Source organism: Coleofasciculus sp. (assembly GCF_046565525.1).
GTDB lineage: Bacteria > Cyanobacteriota > Cyanobacteriia > Cyanobacteriales > Coleofasciculaceae > Coleofasciculus.
In genome coordinates, this window is the sequence record NZ_JBKHUP010000062.1 from 34,060 (window position 1) to 50,172 (window position 16,113).

The following is a 16,113-nucleotide window of genomic DNA, read 5'->3' on the forward strand; positions in this document are numbered from 1 at the left end:
GAGGTAGCAGGGGTTGTAGAGACGCCTCCATCTCATCAAAACTCATAGGTCAGGTTCAAGTCCTGCGGCTCGCAATTGTGCGGCTAATCGCTCTGCTTTTTGACGTTCTTGTTGGAGTTGTTCTTCCGCAACAATTGCCCGATTTTGGGCAGCTTGTAACTGTTGCTGCACCTCTAGATAATCAGCAAACGGTTGACCGTCAGGGCGGTAAATCACTAATGTTTCTTCAGTGAGTTCAAAGCGAATTCCCAACCGCGAGGAAACCCAACCATTCATCTGATCAATGACATCGAGCCACGATTCTGAGCGCATCCATCCCATTAAGCGATTTTTATAGGGATCGTAGAGATAGTATTCTTCGACTCCATAGCGATCGTAAAATAACAACTTCCGGTTCATTTCCTTGCGCGTGTTTCCTGGAGAAAGAATCTCAAACACAACCTGGGGAGCGATATCATTTTCTTGCCACTGCTGATAAGAACCTCTGTCTACTTTAGGCACTCCAAACACGATCATCACATCTGGGGCTTGACGCAATTTGTTATTCCCTTCCTCCGGATACCAAATTAAGTCTCCCGCCACGAAAACATTATTGTCTGAGGCAAATAACCAAGCTAAATTATAATAAATGGCGTTAATCCAGCGAAATTGAATCGTATTATCTGCCATCGGTTGTCCGTCACTATCAGGATAAATGATTTCGCTAGCGGTTTGGGACAGCAGTTGTGTTGTCATAGTTGCTTTTCAATTAGCTGTACTACTGTGTATTTTATGGCTGTTTTTATATTATAATTAGCAAAAGTTTAGTTATAGCAGTAGACACATCGATTAGGACAAGTAGAGACGTTCCGCCGGAACGTCTCTACCATAAGATGTGTCCTAACTTGTGTCCTTACCGAAAAAGGGGTAGTTAACCCGAATTTAGTATTAGTTGGATTTTTGGGATCTACCCAAATCGATAATAGGCTCGCATCCCTTACTAGGAACTACGAATGCCTGGAATATGATTTATGGACTTTCCTCCCCTTCCGGAAGTGGTTCGGGAAAATCGGGTGTCTCGTTATTACCAGGGGATGCAGTTGGTGCAGGTGTAGGCTGTTCACTTAATGTGGCAAGTTGCTTGACTTGATCTTTGTGCTCCTGCGGTGCGAGAGAAACCGCCGTGGTAAATAAAGGCTTAGCTTCTTCCGTTTTCCCTTGTTGGCGGAGAATTAGTGCTTTAGCCAATACCGGGCGAAAATCTTGGGGGTTTTCTTCGATCAGTTGATCATAAATGGTGAGGGCTTCTGTAAAACGTTGTTGACTCAGGTAGACTTCACCTAACAAAAGTTGGACGGAACTCACATCCACTCTACCGGGTTGAGTCTGATTCTGTTGTCCGGCATTTTTGATCGTATCTTGCAATAAACCAATTGCCGCTTCTGGACGGTTTTGCTGAATATACAGGGCGGCTAATCCTTTCAAGGCATTGATATCTCCGGGCTGTGAGGCTAAAATTTGACGGTAGGCTTGGGCTGCACCTTCGCGATCGCCTGTTTGTTCTTTCGCTTGAGCTAGCAACACCCCAAATTCCGGTTGGTCAGGATTCAGTTCAGCTAAGGCTTCTAGGGGTGCGATCGCGCCTTGAACATCCCCTAGCCGCAGTTTTGCCTCTAATAATCCCCGCAACGCGGTTTGATTTTGCGGTTCTCGCTGTAAAACCAGTTGATACCCTTTGGCTTGGTCTTCGAGTTGAGTTTGCTGTTCTGTTGATAGGCTGGGTTGGGTATTCGGTGTGGCGACAGCAGAAGGCTGATTGCTCTCTAGGACAGTTCCCAACAGAGGAATAATTGATACACCTACTAATGCTAAAACTGCCAGCCCTAACACGACTTTGATCCAAACCCTGCGTTTTTGAGACACAAAAATTCCTTGAACTCTACTGACATTATGAACGCCTTGCCGTCTTTTGTGCCTCCTCAGTAGAGATTTCTGCTATCTTAATTAAGATGAAACGATATCTGAACGTACTACAGTTGTTCTGGAGTACTGCCCTCGCCGCTGAGCTAGAGTATCGCCTCAACTTTCTGATTGCTGCCTTAAGCAGTCTAGGAAACTTAGTGGGCAGTGTATTTGGGTTATTTTTGTTTTACCGCACGGGCTATACCTTTCAGGGCTGGAGTTGGGAAGAAGCCTTAGTGATTCTGGGGATTTTTACCTTTCTGCAAGGGTTTGCGGCGACGCTGCTGAGTCCTAATCTCAATCGCATTGTCAACCATGTCCAACAGGGTACCCTGGACTTTATCCTGCTTAAGCCGATTAGTTCTCAATTTTGGCTGTCATCGCGCACCCTGTCTCCTTGGGGATTGCCCGATTTAATTTTTGCTGGAATACTTCTAGGATATGCAGGTGAACGCCTTGAGGTCAGTTGGTTTAATTACCTCTTGGGCGCAGTTCCCCTGTTTTTTGGTCTGATCAGTCTTTACAGCCTCTGGTTTATACTCGGAGCCACGAGTATTTGGTTTGTCAAAATTTACAATGTGACTGAAGTGCTGCGCGGGTTTTTGGAAGCTGGGCGTTTTCCGATGGTGGCTTATCCCGCCGTTTATCGATTTTTCTTTACCTTTGTCGTCCCTGTGGCGTTCTTAACTACGATACCCGCAGAGGTGATGCTTGGTCGCGGTGAGTTGGTCTGGGTGGTTGGTGCTGCTATTCTGGCATTAGGATTACTGCTAGCTTCAGGTATCTTTTGGCGGTTTGCCCTACGGTTTTATACCAGTGCGTCGAGTTAATTAGGGGAATGTCATTCGTCCTTTATCAAGGAATAGGGAACTTTTAAAGGAAAAACAATGCGATCGCAATGGGACTGTTTACTACAAAATTTAGGCGAATGGCAAGGCTCATTTACCCGCTTCTCGCCACAAGGAGAACCGTTGACGGATACGCCAACGGTTGTCAGCTTGGAGGGACTCAATCAGAATCAAACGGTGCGCCAGGTGATTCGTCGCTATCCCCCTGATCGCGCCGTAGAGGAAACGGTCTTAGAATACAGTTCCTTAGCCAGAAGTGTGCTAGTCTTCGAGACGGGCGCTTTTTCTCAAGGCTCAATGCAGTGGGGTCCTTTTTCCGAATTTGGTGCTGAATTAGGCTTAATTGCCGGAAATCGTCGCCTGCGGTTAGTGCAACTCTACAATAAAGAAGCTCAACTGTCTCAGTTAACCTTAATTCGGGAAAAACGCGCCGGAACCGATACCCCAGAACGTCCCCCCCTAACTGTTGATCAATTACTGGGAGAATGGCTTGGCGAAGCCATCACCCTCTATCCCGACTGGCGTTCGCCAGATACCTATTCCACCCAACTCACGATTGAACGTCAAGACAGCAACCACCTCATCCAACGGCTAACCTTTGGCGTTGGTGAATCCGTTCAGACCCTAACCTCCAGTGCTAGAATTGACGGAGCAATACTTCATTTCCAGGACGGCGCATTACCCGTTCAAGTGGTACTGCTTCCCGATGGCGCGTCTTCTAACTGTCCATTAACCATTAAATCTGGTCACAGTTTCGTCCTAGAAGTCGGTTGGTTAGTCGAACCCAACCTACGCCAGCGACTGATTCGTCGCTATAGCGATCGCGGATCTTGGGTGAGTTTGACGTTAGTCAGGGAGCAACGAGTCAGGAACCCCATAGCTGAAGCTAGGGGCTTGTAGATTGCCCGACTCTTTGAGCGGGAAGGAAGTAAGCCCACCTGACCAGAAGACCAGAGAAATCTGGTAGCCGTTATTAGGAAGAGTTCAAGTTCTCACCTGGGAATGCGTGCCAGTTCCAAGCTGCTGAAACCTCAGCATTAAACAGGTCTACAAGGGTTAAGCCAGTGTGTTGAGGAAAGTACCGCCTAATAACTACTTCGAGGCAAACTTCCACCCCGTAAGGGAGATATCCAACTCATGTTTATCCTAGTTGTAGACAAAAACAGAAAACCAATTAACCCCTGCCATCCATCACGGGCAAGGAAGTTCTTGAAGCAGGGGAGAGCCGTTGTACTCAGACGCTATCCCTTCACCATCATGATGCTTGACGTTGAAGAAAAGGAGGAATCAGAACAACAGGAATATCGAATCAAATTAGACCCCGGCTCGAAGACGACGAACCCTTAATTATCACTGCTACGGGGCATGGCACCCGTCAGATGTGTGGTACTGATCGATATGGGTTCCCGACTCGCCATCGGTCAAATATAACAAATTACCAACCCCAATTTTTCGGTGAAAAATCTTGCGTAAGCAGTTATCAATGATCATTATCAGTGGTTGCTGCTAAACCTATCGCTCACCACCCTAAAAAATAATCAATCATGACATCATTAATCTAGGCAACTTTCACGTTTATCGAACTTGGCGAGAAGACCCCAACTAACCCTCGACAGGTATAGTTGGGGAAAATGTTAAAGTAATCGGTAGACCCTTACTATCTAATAGTAAGTAGTTACCCAGCGTCACAGTACCCAGGAGGGAGGGTGAATATGTGGACAGTCTTGGCGAACCAATTTTTAGGGTCATATATTCCTCATGGACATTGTTATCTTTGGCAGCCAAGACTGGTATGGCTTCATCTATTGTCTGATTCGTTAACCGCACTGGCTTACTATTCGATTCCGGTAACCTTAGTGTACTTCGTCCACAAGCGACAGGATTTGCCCTTTGACTGGATGTTTTGGTTGTTTAGTGCCTTTATCTTGGCGTGTGGTACTAGCCATATTATGGACGTGTGGACGCTATGGCATCCCGACTATTGGGTCAGTGGAGTCATCAAAGCAATCACCGCGATCGTTTCCCTGTCTACAGCCGTACTGCTGGTACAATTAATTCCCAAAGCCCTAGCATTACCCAGTCCGGCTCAACTCGAAGCCGTTAATCGCCAACTTGAACAAGAAATCAGAGAACGCAAAACGGCAGAAACACAATTACAGCATACCCTAAAACGCCTCACCTTTCATGTGGAAAATTCTCCCTTGGCGGTAATTGAGTGGGATAGTGACTATCGAATCCAGCGCTGGTCTCCACAGGCAGAACAAATGTTTGGCTGGACAGTTGAGGAAGCCGTAGGTCGGCAGATTAATGAGTTGCAACTTATTTTTGACGACGATAGGGACGCGGTAAACGTGGTCATGAAGAATTTATTTGACGCGAGGACTCCCCGTTGTATTTGTTGCAATCGCAACTACACTAAAGAGGGTTCGGTCATTGATTGTGAATGGTATAATTCAGCGCTTTGCGATGATGACGATAATTTAGTCTCAATTTTGTCCTTGGTTCTGGATATTACCAGTCGCAAGCAAGCGGAAACTGCGCTTGTGCAAGTCAACGCGGAATTAGAACATCGAGTTGAAGAACGAACCACTCAATTACAGCAACTTAATCAGGATTTAGAACAGGAACGCCAGCAACTCCGACAAATTATTACCGTTGCACCCGTGGCGATGGCTATGTTTGATCGTCAAATGCGCTATTTGGCTCACTCTCAACAGTGGCTCACCGCTTATGGTTTAAACGAAAAATCCCTGATCAATCGGTGCCACTATGATATATTTCCCGATCTACCAGAACCTTGGCGAGAAGACCATCAACGGGCGTTACAAGGAGAAATTATTACCAAGAGTGAAGATGTCTGGCAACGGGCTGATGGTAAGACAATTTATGAACATTGGGCAATTCATCCCTGGTATACCCCAACTGGGGAAGTAGGCGGAATTGTACTTGCCTGTTTTCCAATTAATGAGTTAGTAGAAGCGCGAGAAGCGGCTTTAGCAACGGCACGGCTCAAGTCTAAATTTCTGGCAAATATGAGTCACGAAATCCGCACTCCGATCAACGGTGTCTTAGGGATGATGCGGTTACTCTTGCAAACGCATCTAAACCCGCAACAAGTTAATTACACTCGAACGATCGAAAGCTGTGCTAAACATCTGCTCACGGTGATTAATGATATTCTTGATGTTTCTAAACTAGAAGCCGGTAAAATGCTTTTGGAGCAGATCGACTTTAGCTTAGACAGTTGCCTGGATTCTGTGATTGATGTCTTAGCGGTACAGGCAGAGGCAAAGGGTTTAGAATTAGCAATCCTGGTTGAACCTAATGTTCCTCGGCAGTTACAGGGTGATCCAGGACGTTTACGTCAGATTCTGTTGAATCTGGTGGGTAATGCAATTAAGTTTACGGATGCAGGGGAAGTTGTGGTGCGGGTAGCGGTCAGTGGGCATCAACCCACAGATACCTTATGTCAATCTTCGATTACACTGCGATTTGCTGTTACTGATACCGGAATTGGCATTAGCGCGGCTGATCAATCCAAGTTGTTTCAAGCATTTTCCCAAGTCGAGGCTTCAACAACGCGACGCTATGGGGGAACGGGTTTGGGACTGATGATTTGTCAGCAACTGGTTGAGTTGCTGGGGGGTAAAATTGGGGTTAAGAGTGAGATAAGTCAAGGCTCAACGTTTTGGTTTACCGTACCCGTTAAGACACAACCGCTACCGCCCGCCCAAGCTGTTCCCTGGGCACTACGCCAGCTCAAAATCTTGGTAACAGCAGAAAATGCGACAACTCGCCAAACCGTGCGATCGCTTGTGGAAGCCTGGGGGATGCAGATTGATGAAGCCACGGATAGTACCAGTACTATGGATACCTTACGGAATGCGGTGACGCGATGCCATCCCTATGATGTAGCTATTCTGGATTTGCAACTCCCTGGGAGTCAGGGTGAATGGATTGTGCCGATGATTCGCTGTAATCCCAGTTTGGCTTCCACTAAATTGATTGTGATGACAACGATGCATCAACTCGATGCGGTGCAAGAGTTGGAGTCGATGGATATTTTGGGCTACCTGATTAAACCCGTGAAAGCGTCACAGCTATGGGAGAGTCTATTGGGTGCGGTGACGCCTGAGAAAGATCTGGAGAATTGGCAAGCCATTATCCATCAACCCACTCGTCTTAATCACCCGTCCAACTTGAAAATTTTACTGGTTGAAGATCATCCAGTGAATCAAACTGTGATTCTCAACCAGATGCAAATGCTGGGTTATGAACCTGAGTGCGCCAGTAACGGCTCAGAGGCTCTGGCTAAATTACAAGCCCAATCTTACGATATTGTGTTTATGGACTGTCAGATGCCTGTCTTGGATGGTTATGATGCCACTCGTGAGTTACGACGCCAAGAAGGGTCAAATCGTCATACGATTGTGATTGCTTTAACGGCTAGTGCCATAGAGAGCGATCGCGAAAAATGTTTGGCGGTGGGGATGGATGACTTTCTTACTAAACCCTTTGAGCAAGCTACCTTACAGGCAATGATCGAACGTTGGGCAAAGTCAGGGGAAGCAGAGGGAGCAGAGGGAGCAGAGGGAGCAGGGGGAGCAGGGGGAGCTGGGGAAGAGGAAATTAATTTGAGTCGTTTGGCGTCTACAGACTTCTACCTTGATGACACATTGTTCGATACAGAACGTCTAGAGGTGATCTCCAGAGGTCAAATCATCCTGCAAAAGCAACTCATACAAGCCTTTATGAAACATACTCAACCAGGACTCGAACAAATGTATTATGCTCTCCAGATTCAAGATTTCGAGATGATTGAGCAACAAGCGCATCGGCTCAAGGGTGCGAGTGCGAATATTGGCGTGCGACTCATTCCCAAAATCGCCGCCCAATTAGAGCAACAGGCGCGGGACAAAAGCTTAATCGGTGCAAATGAGCGACTGGATTCCTTAAAACGACAATTAGAGAAAGTGCAAACGTTTCTGCTTGGCACAGTAAATTTGAGGTAGGATGGGCAAGATGAAGCAACGTCTATGTAGGGACGGGTTTAGGGATCAATCTTGATTATTTCCCTTGATTGGGATATCAAACCAGCCCTCTTGCCACAATCTGTCCAAACAATCTTCATTCGATAATCTGTAGCTCGCACATTTTGATCCGCTTGCCAGACACCCAGTCTGCCAAGTTGCGATCGCGTCTGAAGCAGGTTCTTGAACTGGATTAGGATAGCCATTCATCAATGTCTTTTGAGCGTGTTGCTTCAACAAGTTGACGCCAAATAGACAAGCCAGACTTGCCCTAACTATCTAGAAGCAATGGGCAAGAAAACGTTTTTAGGACAGTCGAAAAAAAATGAGGCAGTATTCCTCACTCACAATTATTTCTTATCTCATCGGTCCGACGCTAATTATCTTCAGCCATATCGGCTCGTTGCTAGTTCTAGTGACTGGCTTATCGTGGGGCGCTCTGATATGGATCATATTGTTATATGTAATCCGTATGCTGGCAACGACGAGCATCTACCATCGACTGCTCACCCACAAAAGCTATCAGGCTCCTGCTCCAGTTCTATGGGTGGGATGTATTGTGGGGGCGGCGGCGGGGCAGATGGGTCCTAGTTGGTGGAAAGCGCACCATGTAGCCCATCATCAACATGTTGAGCAAGATCTCGATCCCCATTCCCCCTATACACCGATTCAGGGGATTGGAGGATTCTATTGGTCTCAAGGGGGTTGGCTCTTATCCCCCCGGTTCTTTCCTGACAAGCTGCCGATGGATGTTGAGAATGATGCCATTTTAAGGTTAATTGACCGTTTGCACTTTATCCCTTTAGTAGCACTTGGGGCGATTTCCTATTTCATCGGTGGTGTCGAATATCTCGGTGCATTTTTTCTCAGCACAACTCTGCTTTTCCATGGCGTGCAAACCGTCAACTCCCTTTGCCATATTGTGGGTAAACAACCGTTTATCACCGACGATCTCAGTCGAAATAATCAGTTGGTTGCATTTCTAACTTTGGGTGAAGGCTGGCATAATCTCCATCATGCTTTTCAGTCCTCCAGTCGCCATGGTATCACTATTCGTTCGGGAAAGATTGTCTATCTTCCAGACCCCACATTTAGCTTCATTAAAATGCTTGAGTTCCTCAAGTTAGCGTCAAAGCTGAGACTGCCGACTGAAACCAATCTTCTGGCGCGTTCTAAGGAGCAAAGTTTTCCGCATTTAGAGTTGCTAGCTGCTGTAAAAACCTCGGTAGATTCTTAACGGTTGAATATTAACTAGACACGGCATTTGCGGTTGATATAAATAGCAGAGACTTAGCCGGCTAAGTCTCTACAATATTGTCGCTGAAAGTTAACTCACCACCGACGGTTGTTTACTAAAGAACGCTTCGCGCACTTGTTCCGCCATTTGGGAAGGCGTTAACCCTAAAGCGGCTTTCGATTCATCGGGTTTAGCATGGTCTACTAACTTATCAGGTACACCAAACCGCTTCACTGGCACCAAAACATTATTGTCCGATAACGCTTCAGTCACGGCTGACCCAAAGCCCCCCATTAAGCACCCTTCTTCTAAGGTGACAACCTTACCAATTCGCTGCGCTAGGGGCAAAATCAACTCCGTATCCAAAGGCTTGACAAAACGAGCATTAACCACGGTTGCTTCAATTCCGTGTTCGCTCAAAATCTCCGCCGTTTGCAATGCCGGATAGACCATGGAACCATAGCCAATCAGCAGTATATCATCGCCATTGCGGAGAATTTCCCCTTTGCCAATGGGTAGCGCTTCCCATCCTTCCTCCATTAAGGCAACTCCATAACCATTACCCCGTGGATAACGCATAGCAATGGGTCCATCGGTGTAATTCACACCCGTCACTATCATCCGTTGCAGTTCAGCTTCATCTTTGGGTGCCATGATCACCATATTGGGAATGCAGCGGAGATAGGCAATATCATACATGCCTTGGTGTGTAGGACCATCGGCACCGACAATACCGGCGCGATCTAAGCAGAAGAACACGGGTAGGTTTTGGATGCATACATCGTGAATGATCTGGTCATAAGCCCGTTGTAGGAAGGTGGAGTAAATTGCCGCCACGGGTCGCATTCCTTCGCAAGCCAGCCCTGCGGCTAGGGTAACGGCGTGCTGTTCGGCAATTCCGACATCAATATATTGTTTGGGCAGTTTTTCCTGGAGTTTGGTCAACCCTGTCCCCGTCGCCATAGCGGCGGTAATGCCGATAATTTTGGGATTGTTTTCGGCTAATTTGACCAAGGTGTGGGCAAAGACTTTGGCATAGCTAGGGGGTTTAGGCTTGCTGGATGGAATTGCTTTGCCGGTGGCTAAATCAAAAGGGCTTTGGGCATGATAGCCGACTTGGTCTTGTTCTGCGATCGCGTAACCCTTTCCTTTGGTTGTCACCACATGCACCAAGACAGGACCTGAATAGGTGTGTGCTGCTTTGAACGTCGAAATCAAGTCTTCTAAGTTATGACCATCCACGGGTCCCATGTAGGTAAAACCTAGTTCTTCCAAAACCGCCCCTACCTTGGGTACAGCTAACCGCTTCATCCCCTCTTTTACCCGCTGCAATTCTGGGGTCAAGGATTCCCCAAACAAGGGAAAATGCTTGAACTGTTCCTCTAAATTATCCGCTAAGAACTGCATCGGCTTACTCAGGCGCACTTTGTTCAGAGAACGGGAAATCGCGCCCACGTTGGGAGAAATGGACATTTCATTATCATTGAGTACCACCAACAGTCGGGTGTTAGGTAAATGTCCAGCATGGTTAATCGCTTCTAATGCCATACCCCCCGTCAAGGCACCATCCCCAATCACCGCTACTGTCTTGAAGTTTTCCCCTTTGAGATCTCGCGCCAGCGCCATCCCCAAGGCGGCGGAAATACTGGTAGACGCATGACCCGCACCAAAGTGATCAAACTGATTCTCACAGCGCTTGAGGTAACCAGCAACCCCATCCTTTTGCCGTAGGGTGTAAAAGCGATCATAGCGTCCTGTAATCATCTTATGGGGATAGGCTTGGTGACCGACATCCCAAATCACCTTATCCCGATCCAAGTCGAGTGTCTGATATAATCCCAGGGTCAGTTCGACAACCCCTAACCCAGGACCTAAATGACCACCGCTTTTGGCTACAGTTTGCAGATGCCGTTCCCGAATTTGACGGGCAATTTCCTCAAGTTGACGAATCGACAAACCGTGTAGCTGGTTCGGATGGGTAATTTCACTGATATGCATATCGTCGTAATCTTCTTTAAATCTCTACTGGATATTATTTGTCTATTTGATAGTCTAAAGTATGTGATGTACCCAGCGCAGCCTGTTCCTTTGCTCTGTGTTGGAGGACGGCGTGGGCTTAGAGATGTCTTGAATAAGACACTCCGAGTTTTCCGGCAAGATGGAATTTGTCTAAACTCCAGTACCAAAAAGAGGGGGAGTAACTGTAGTTAACCCCCATGTAGTATGACAGGTTAGCAGGGACTGTCTACCTCTTGGGGATCTTCTGCTGCTATGGATCGGGTGCAGCGCCAATTACTCGGAAGTGCGGAGGGCCATCCCATCCGCAGGGCTTCTGGACAGACGCTGTGTATGGTAAGCTGACAGTCAATAAGCTGGAACCCCTCCTTTTCCACCTGCTTCATTGCCTGTTTTAATATCGAATCATTCTTAAATTCAATGGTCTGGTTACACTGAATGCACACCAGATGATGGTGATGATTAGGGAACGGCTGATTCAGTTCGTAGTGTTTATGTCCTTCGGCTAACTCCAATTCCCGCAGGATACCCATGCGAGCCATCAACTTGACGCTGCGATAAATTGTGGATAAACTAATTGGCTCTCCCCGCTTCTCCAGCAAATGGAAGAGTTCCTCGGCGCTGAGATGGTTTCCTCGGGGAAGGTTCTGAAAAACGTGGAGAATCGTTTCTCGCTGCGGCGTTAACCGCCAACCCCGGGAATTGAGTTCAGCTTTAAGTGAAGCGGCTGTGTACGGAGGCATAATCACCCTCTCAAAAAAACCCGATTATTGACAATGATAGTGACTGACGCTACCTATTTGCAAGAAAATCGGTTAATTGAGAATAAATTGCACGAACGGATTGGTCATAAGTCATTCATCATTCGTCCTGGGTTAGGGAACAGGGAACGGTAAGGTAGAATTTTGAGTTAACGCCCCCACCTCCCCTGCTTCCCTTTTGCGATCGCTGGAAACTACAATTGAAGTAGAGGGGCTTGCATGGTTCCCGTCATGGCAGGTATCAATTAAACAAAGAATATTGCTTTCCATGGGAAAAATCCTACCGATTAACTTTTGTCATGACCCTACCCTAGCTTAAGCAACGATTTTCTTGCTCCAGCCATTCTCTTCCCTCAAGCCAGATTGCTGTCACTGACCCCCAACAGCTCAGACAAGATAATGTCCAAATTCGATTCCTATTTAAGATGTTCTTTTTGTGGTAAGTTCTCGGAACAGGTTAATAAGTTGATTGCCGGTCCTAGCGTTTTCATTTGTGATGAATGTGTAGAACTGTGCAACCAAATTTTAGAGGAAGAACTGCTTCAATCTCATGAAGAAAGCCTCAACTACCCATCCTTAACCGCAGAGCCCCCTTATCCACAACCCGACTATTCCCCTCGTCAAACCCGGTATCACTTGCTCAAGCCGATTGAAATTAAACAAGCGCTAGACCAGTATGTCATTGGTCAAGATCAAGCGAAAAAAGTTCTCGGTGTCGCAGTTTATAATCATTACAAACGCCTTAACCTGGTTCAAAATAATTATGACTCCAGTGGATTAGATGACAACATCACCCTGCAAAAGTCCAACATCCTATTAATTGGTCCGACGGGTTGCGGTAAAACCCTTTTAGCTCAAACTCTCGCCAACCTGCTTAATGTTCCATTTGCCATGGCTGACGCCACAACGCTGACAGCAGCAGGTTATGTAGGGGATGATGTGGAAAATATCCTGCTGCGGCTTTTACAGGTGGCTGACTTCGATATAGAAGCTGCTGAGCAAGGTATTGTTTATATTGATGAAATTGATAAGATTACGCGCAAGAGTGAAAATTCCTCAATGACGCGGGATGTTTCGGGTGAGGGCGTTCAGCAAGCCTTGCTGAAAATATTAGAAGGAACTGTGGTTAATGTACCGCCCCAAGGAGGGCGCAAGCATCCCTATCAAGAGTTTATTCAACTGGATACGAGTAATATTCTATTTATCTGTGGGGGGGCTTTTGTCGGGTTAGAGCAAATCATCGAGCAACGCATTATGAAACCTTCGATGGGCTTTGTTCAACCAAGTCAGACGCCTTCGCCCCAACTGTCTTCATCGGAATTGTCCAAACACTTAGAACCGGACGATTTAATCAAATTTGGGGTGATTCCAGAAATCATTGGGCGCTTACCGGTGATTACCGCTGTGGAATCCCTGAATGAAGACTCCTTAGTGGAAATCTTAACCCAACCCCGCAACGCCTTGGTCAAGCAGTACCAAAAACTCCTGAAAATGGATAACGTGCGCCTGGAGTTTCACCCAGAAGCCCTCCGCGCGATCGCACAAGAAGCCTTTCGCCGCAAAACTGGGGCTAGGGCGTTGCGGGGAATTTTAGAGGAGGTGATGTTAGAAGTTATGTACGAGGTGCCCTCGCGCAAAGATATTACCCGTTGCGCCATTACCCGCGAGATGGTTGAGAAGCGCTCCGCCGCCGAATTGTTAATCCATCCCTCTTGGTTACTTAATCCTGAATCAGCTTGAAGATAGGGAACGGTTGTATGTATGTAGGGCTTGCTGCACAACTCCCTCTGCTCCCCCGGCTAAGAGACGTTCCATGGAACGTCTCTACATTGCTTCCCCTGCTCCCTACCCCCACCACAAGACTTATTCAGCAGCCCCCAATTATTTAACCCAGCCTTGAATTTCCGTTGAAGTGAGTCCCCGTTCTAATTTGGCGCATTCTTGTTTGGTGGCGTCTAAGATATGTTGCATCGTCACGGGTTTGCCTTCATCAGCGGCAAAAAAGGCAGCATTCATGGCAATGGAACGGATATTTCCTCCCGTAGCTTGGAGTTTGCCTAATTTACCATAATCCAGTTTCCGAGTTGGGGTTTGTTTAGGAAACATTCTCTCCCAAATTTTGGCACGAGAATCGGCATCAGGATAGGGAAATTTGACAATAAAGCGGATGCGGCGTAAAAAAGCTTGGTCAACAGATTCTTTTAAATTAGTCGTGAGAATCGCTAACCCTTGATAGGCTTCCATCCTCTGCAGCAGATAGCTAACTTCTACATTAGCATGGCGGTCATGGGAGTCTTTGACTTGAGTGCGTTTGCCAAAGATGGCGTCAGCTTCATCAAATAGGAGAATCGCCCCACCGATTTCAGCGGCGTCAAAGATACGGCGTAGATTTTTCTCGGTTTCACCGATATATTTACTAATTACTGCAGATAGGTCTATGCGATATAAATCTAAGCGTAAGGCATTTGCCAAAACTTCCGCCGCCATGGTTTTCCCTGTACCACTTTGTCCGGCAAATAGGGCGCTGATACCCAAACCCCGATTACTTTTCTGGGCAAATCCCCATTCTGTATAAACTTTAACCCGTTGGCGCACCTGATTCACCATATCTTTGAGCAGTTTAAGTTCGGGTTCCGGTAGAACAAAATCATTCCAAGTGGCGGTGGGTTCTAAGCGTTGGGCTAAATCTTCTAAACGGGGGCGGGATTGGATGCGACAGATATCCCAGAGGTGGGAGGTGAGGGGTGAAGGTTGGGGTTGGGTGTCAGGGGGGGTTTTTTTACGCCCTTTGGCTTTGGGTTGGTTTTCCAGTTGGGCGATATCAGAATGGAAGGCGATGCAGGCGGCTTGGATATCGGTGTGGGTGAGGTTGAATTGGGCGACGATGGCGGGGATTTCCCCATTGAGTTGGGAGGCGGTTTCGCCTAGGTGGGTGTGCCAGAGGTGGAGTTGTTCGAGATGGGTGAGGGCGGGGATATCGTAGGTGATAAAGGGGCGTTGGGCAGAGGGGAGGCGTTGGGGGGAACTTCAGCAAAAATTGCTACACTGTATGCATATCTTGGCTTAGAGCGATTTGGCTTGGGGCTTCACTGGGTACAAATCAGGCTAACGCCCAATAAATCTAAAGCCTTTCTTTGTACAGGAGTAGGTTCGGTTACCTTGTCAAAGTCGAAATGAACACCTGGGATATTAGACTGAATTCGATTGTTAACAATTGTCCCTAAATCAGCTAACAAGGTTTGAAAGCTATGTACAGGTAAATTATCGGCTGTCCGCTTCTTTTGGGCTTTGGAAGAAGCTGAATTGCTCTTCATCGAATGGCTCACAATTCCTTCGCGTAACTCAAGGGCATTATCCCAATCATCTTCATCGAAAAGAATCGGGGCTAAACATCGGCGCATATGCCATTCCACATAGTACGCCAACATACATAAGAAAACATGGGCTTTGACTCTATCGCTGTTACGATGATAGATAGGGCGAACCTTTAAATCAATAGTTTTATAGCTGCGAAAGGCTTGCTCAACTTTGGATAAACTCTTATAGGCTTTGACAGTCTCTTCGGCATTCAAGATTTCTTCTCTTACGGAACTTCTCACCACATATAATCCATCTAATGTGGCTTCTTCATTGATACTTTCACTGTTTCTTTGGTAAGAAAAGCTATCGGGAGTTATCTGGATTTTGAAATGTTTAGATACACCATACTTATTGATGACTTCACCCACTCTCAGTCCAATTTCAGCTTCACCCCTTAATGGGCATCTTTGCCGCGATGTGGCGCTGACTATTTTATCTAGTTTTTGCTCCGTAGCTTGTAATAACTCTTCTCGGTTTCTCTTTCTTTCTTCAGCTAAAAAGGGATTCCGACAGGCGACTAATCTCTCTCCAGGATAGTCTTGGCAGGTAATTTCGGCTAAGTCTTTTTCATCAAAGAGAGACAGTTGAATGTACGACTGATTAACCAGTTTCCGGATTTGGCTTGAACGCAGGGCAGTTATCCAATCCACTCCTGAATTTTCCTTCAGGTCTTCTCGGATTCTCGCTTGTGTAATCATTCCCCTGTCCCCCACCCAGATTATTTTCTCTAATCCAAACCGTGAGCGGACTTTTTCTATTTGTTGCGTTAATGTGCTGGGGTCGGCTGTATTTCCTTCAAATACTTCTACAGAAATCGGACATCCTTGGGCGTTACACAATAATCCAAATACGATTTGCAGTTTTCCTTTTTTCTTGTCTCTATTATATCCGAATTTTGCCAAAGGACAAGTCTTTCCTTC

At 46.7% G+C, this 16,113-nt stretch carries 13 protein-coding genes; 6 read left to right on the forward strand and 7 right to left on the reverse strand.

The features are described from left to right. Positions 1-42 precede the first annotated feature (42 nt). Positions 43-735, reverse strand: a complete 693-nt coding sequence (locus ACLGGO_RS21525) for a Uma2 family endonuclease (protein ID WP_446420843.1) — start codon at positions 733-735, stop codon at positions 43-45. Between the two features lie 273 nt (positions 736-1,008). After that, positions 1,009-1,902 carry a tetratricopeptide repeat protein gene (locus ACLGGO_RS21530; RefSeq protein WP_446420844.1) on the reverse strand — a complete coding sequence of 298 codons (894 nt, stop codon included), beginning with the start codon at positions 1,900-1,902 and terminating at the stop codon, positions 1,009-1,011. 86 nt (positions 1,903-1,988) lie between these two features. Between ACLGGO_RS21530 and ACLGGO_RS21535 the strand changes: the two genes are divergently transcribed. From ACLGGO_RS21535 to ACLGGO_RS21550, 4 genes are all read left to right on the forward strand, one after another. Further along, the gene (locus ACLGGO_RS21535) at positions 1,989-2,771 is read left to right on the forward strand and encodes an ABC transporter permease (RefSeq protein WP_446336254.1); all 783 of its coding nucleotides are present in this window, start codon (positions 1,989-1,991) and stop codon (positions 2,769-2,771) included. Positions 2,772-2,828: 57 nt separating this feature from the next. Continuing rightward, positions 2,829-3,689 (forward strand): DUF3598 family protein, encoded by an 861-nt coding sequence (locus ACLGGO_RS21540; RefSeq protein ID WP_446420845.1) that lies wholly within the window; start codon positions 2,829-2,831, stop codon positions 3,687-3,689. A gap of 237 nt (positions 3,690-3,926) precedes the next feature. Continuing rightward, a complete protein-coding gene (locus ACLGGO_RS21545) occupies positions 3,927-4,136 on the forward strand; it encodes an RRXRR domain-containing protein (protein ID WP_446420846.1) in 210 nt (69 codons plus the stop codon). A 365-nt stretch (positions 4,137-4,501) separates the two neighbouring features. Further along, positions 4,502-7,801 carry a response regulator gene (locus ACLGGO_RS21550; protein WP_446420847.1) on the forward strand — a complete coding sequence of 1,100 codons (3,300 nt, stop codon included), beginning with the start codon at positions 4,502-4,504 and terminating at the stop codon, positions 7,799-7,801. Positions 7,802-7,839: 38 nt separating this feature from the next. Here ACLGGO_RS21550 and ACLGGO_RS21555 read toward each other — a convergent pair whose 3' ends face one another. Beyond that, positions 7,840-8,025: a hypothetical protein gene (locus ACLGGO_RS21555; protein ID WP_446336251.1), complete on the reverse strand. Its 186-nt coding sequence runs from the start codon at positions 8,023-8,025 to the stop codon at positions 7,840-7,842. 119 nt (positions 8,026-8,144) lie between these two features. On the opposite strand from ACLGGO_RS21555, the gene ACLGGO_RS21560 reads away from it, so the two are divergent. After that, a complete protein-coding gene (locus ACLGGO_RS21560) occupies positions 8,145-9,056 on the forward strand; it encodes an acyl-CoA desaturase (RefSeq protein ID WP_446420848.1) in 912 nt (303 codons plus the stop codon). Between the two features lie 90 nt (positions 9,057-9,146). Here the strand turns inward: ACLGGO_RS21560 and dxs are convergent, their stop codons facing one another. Together dxs and ACLGGO_RS21570 are read right to left on the reverse strand one after the other, a co-directional pair. Further along, the gene (dxs, locus tag ACLGGO_RS21565; RefSeq protein WP_446420849.1) at positions 9,147-11,054 is read right to left on the reverse strand and encodes a 1-deoxy-D-xylulose-5-phosphate synthase; all 1,908 of its coding nucleotides are present in this window, start codon (positions 11,052-11,054) and stop codon (positions 9,147-9,149) included. 233 nt (positions 11,055-11,287) lie between these two features. Further along, a complete protein-coding gene (locus ACLGGO_RS21570) occupies positions 11,288-11,815 on the reverse strand; it encodes a transcriptional repressor (protein WP_446336248.1) in 528 nt (175 codons plus the stop codon). A gap of 417 nt (positions 11,816-12,232) precedes the next feature. Here ACLGGO_RS21570 and clpX point away from each other — a divergent pair, with 417 nt between their 5' ends. Then, a complete protein-coding gene (clpX, locus tag ACLGGO_RS21575; protein ID WP_446420850.1) occupies positions 12,233-13,573 on the forward strand; it encodes an ATP-dependent protease ATP-binding subunit ClpX in 1,341 nt (446 codons plus the stop codon). A 141-nt stretch (positions 13,574-13,714) separates the two neighbouring features. On the opposite strand, the gene ACLGGO_RS21580 is transcribed toward clpX, so the two are convergent. Further along, positions 13,715-14,440 (reverse strand): ATP-binding protein, encoded by a 726-nt coding sequence (locus ACLGGO_RS21580; protein WP_446420851.1) that lies wholly within the window; start codon positions 14,438-14,440, stop codon positions 13,715-13,717. A 479-nt stretch (positions 14,441-14,919) separates the two neighbouring features. Next, positions 14,920-16,113, reverse strand: a 1,194-nt coding sequence (locus tag ACLGGO_RS21585) for an IS1634 family transposase (protein ID WP_446420852.1), incomplete at its 5' end; no start/stop codon positions are given.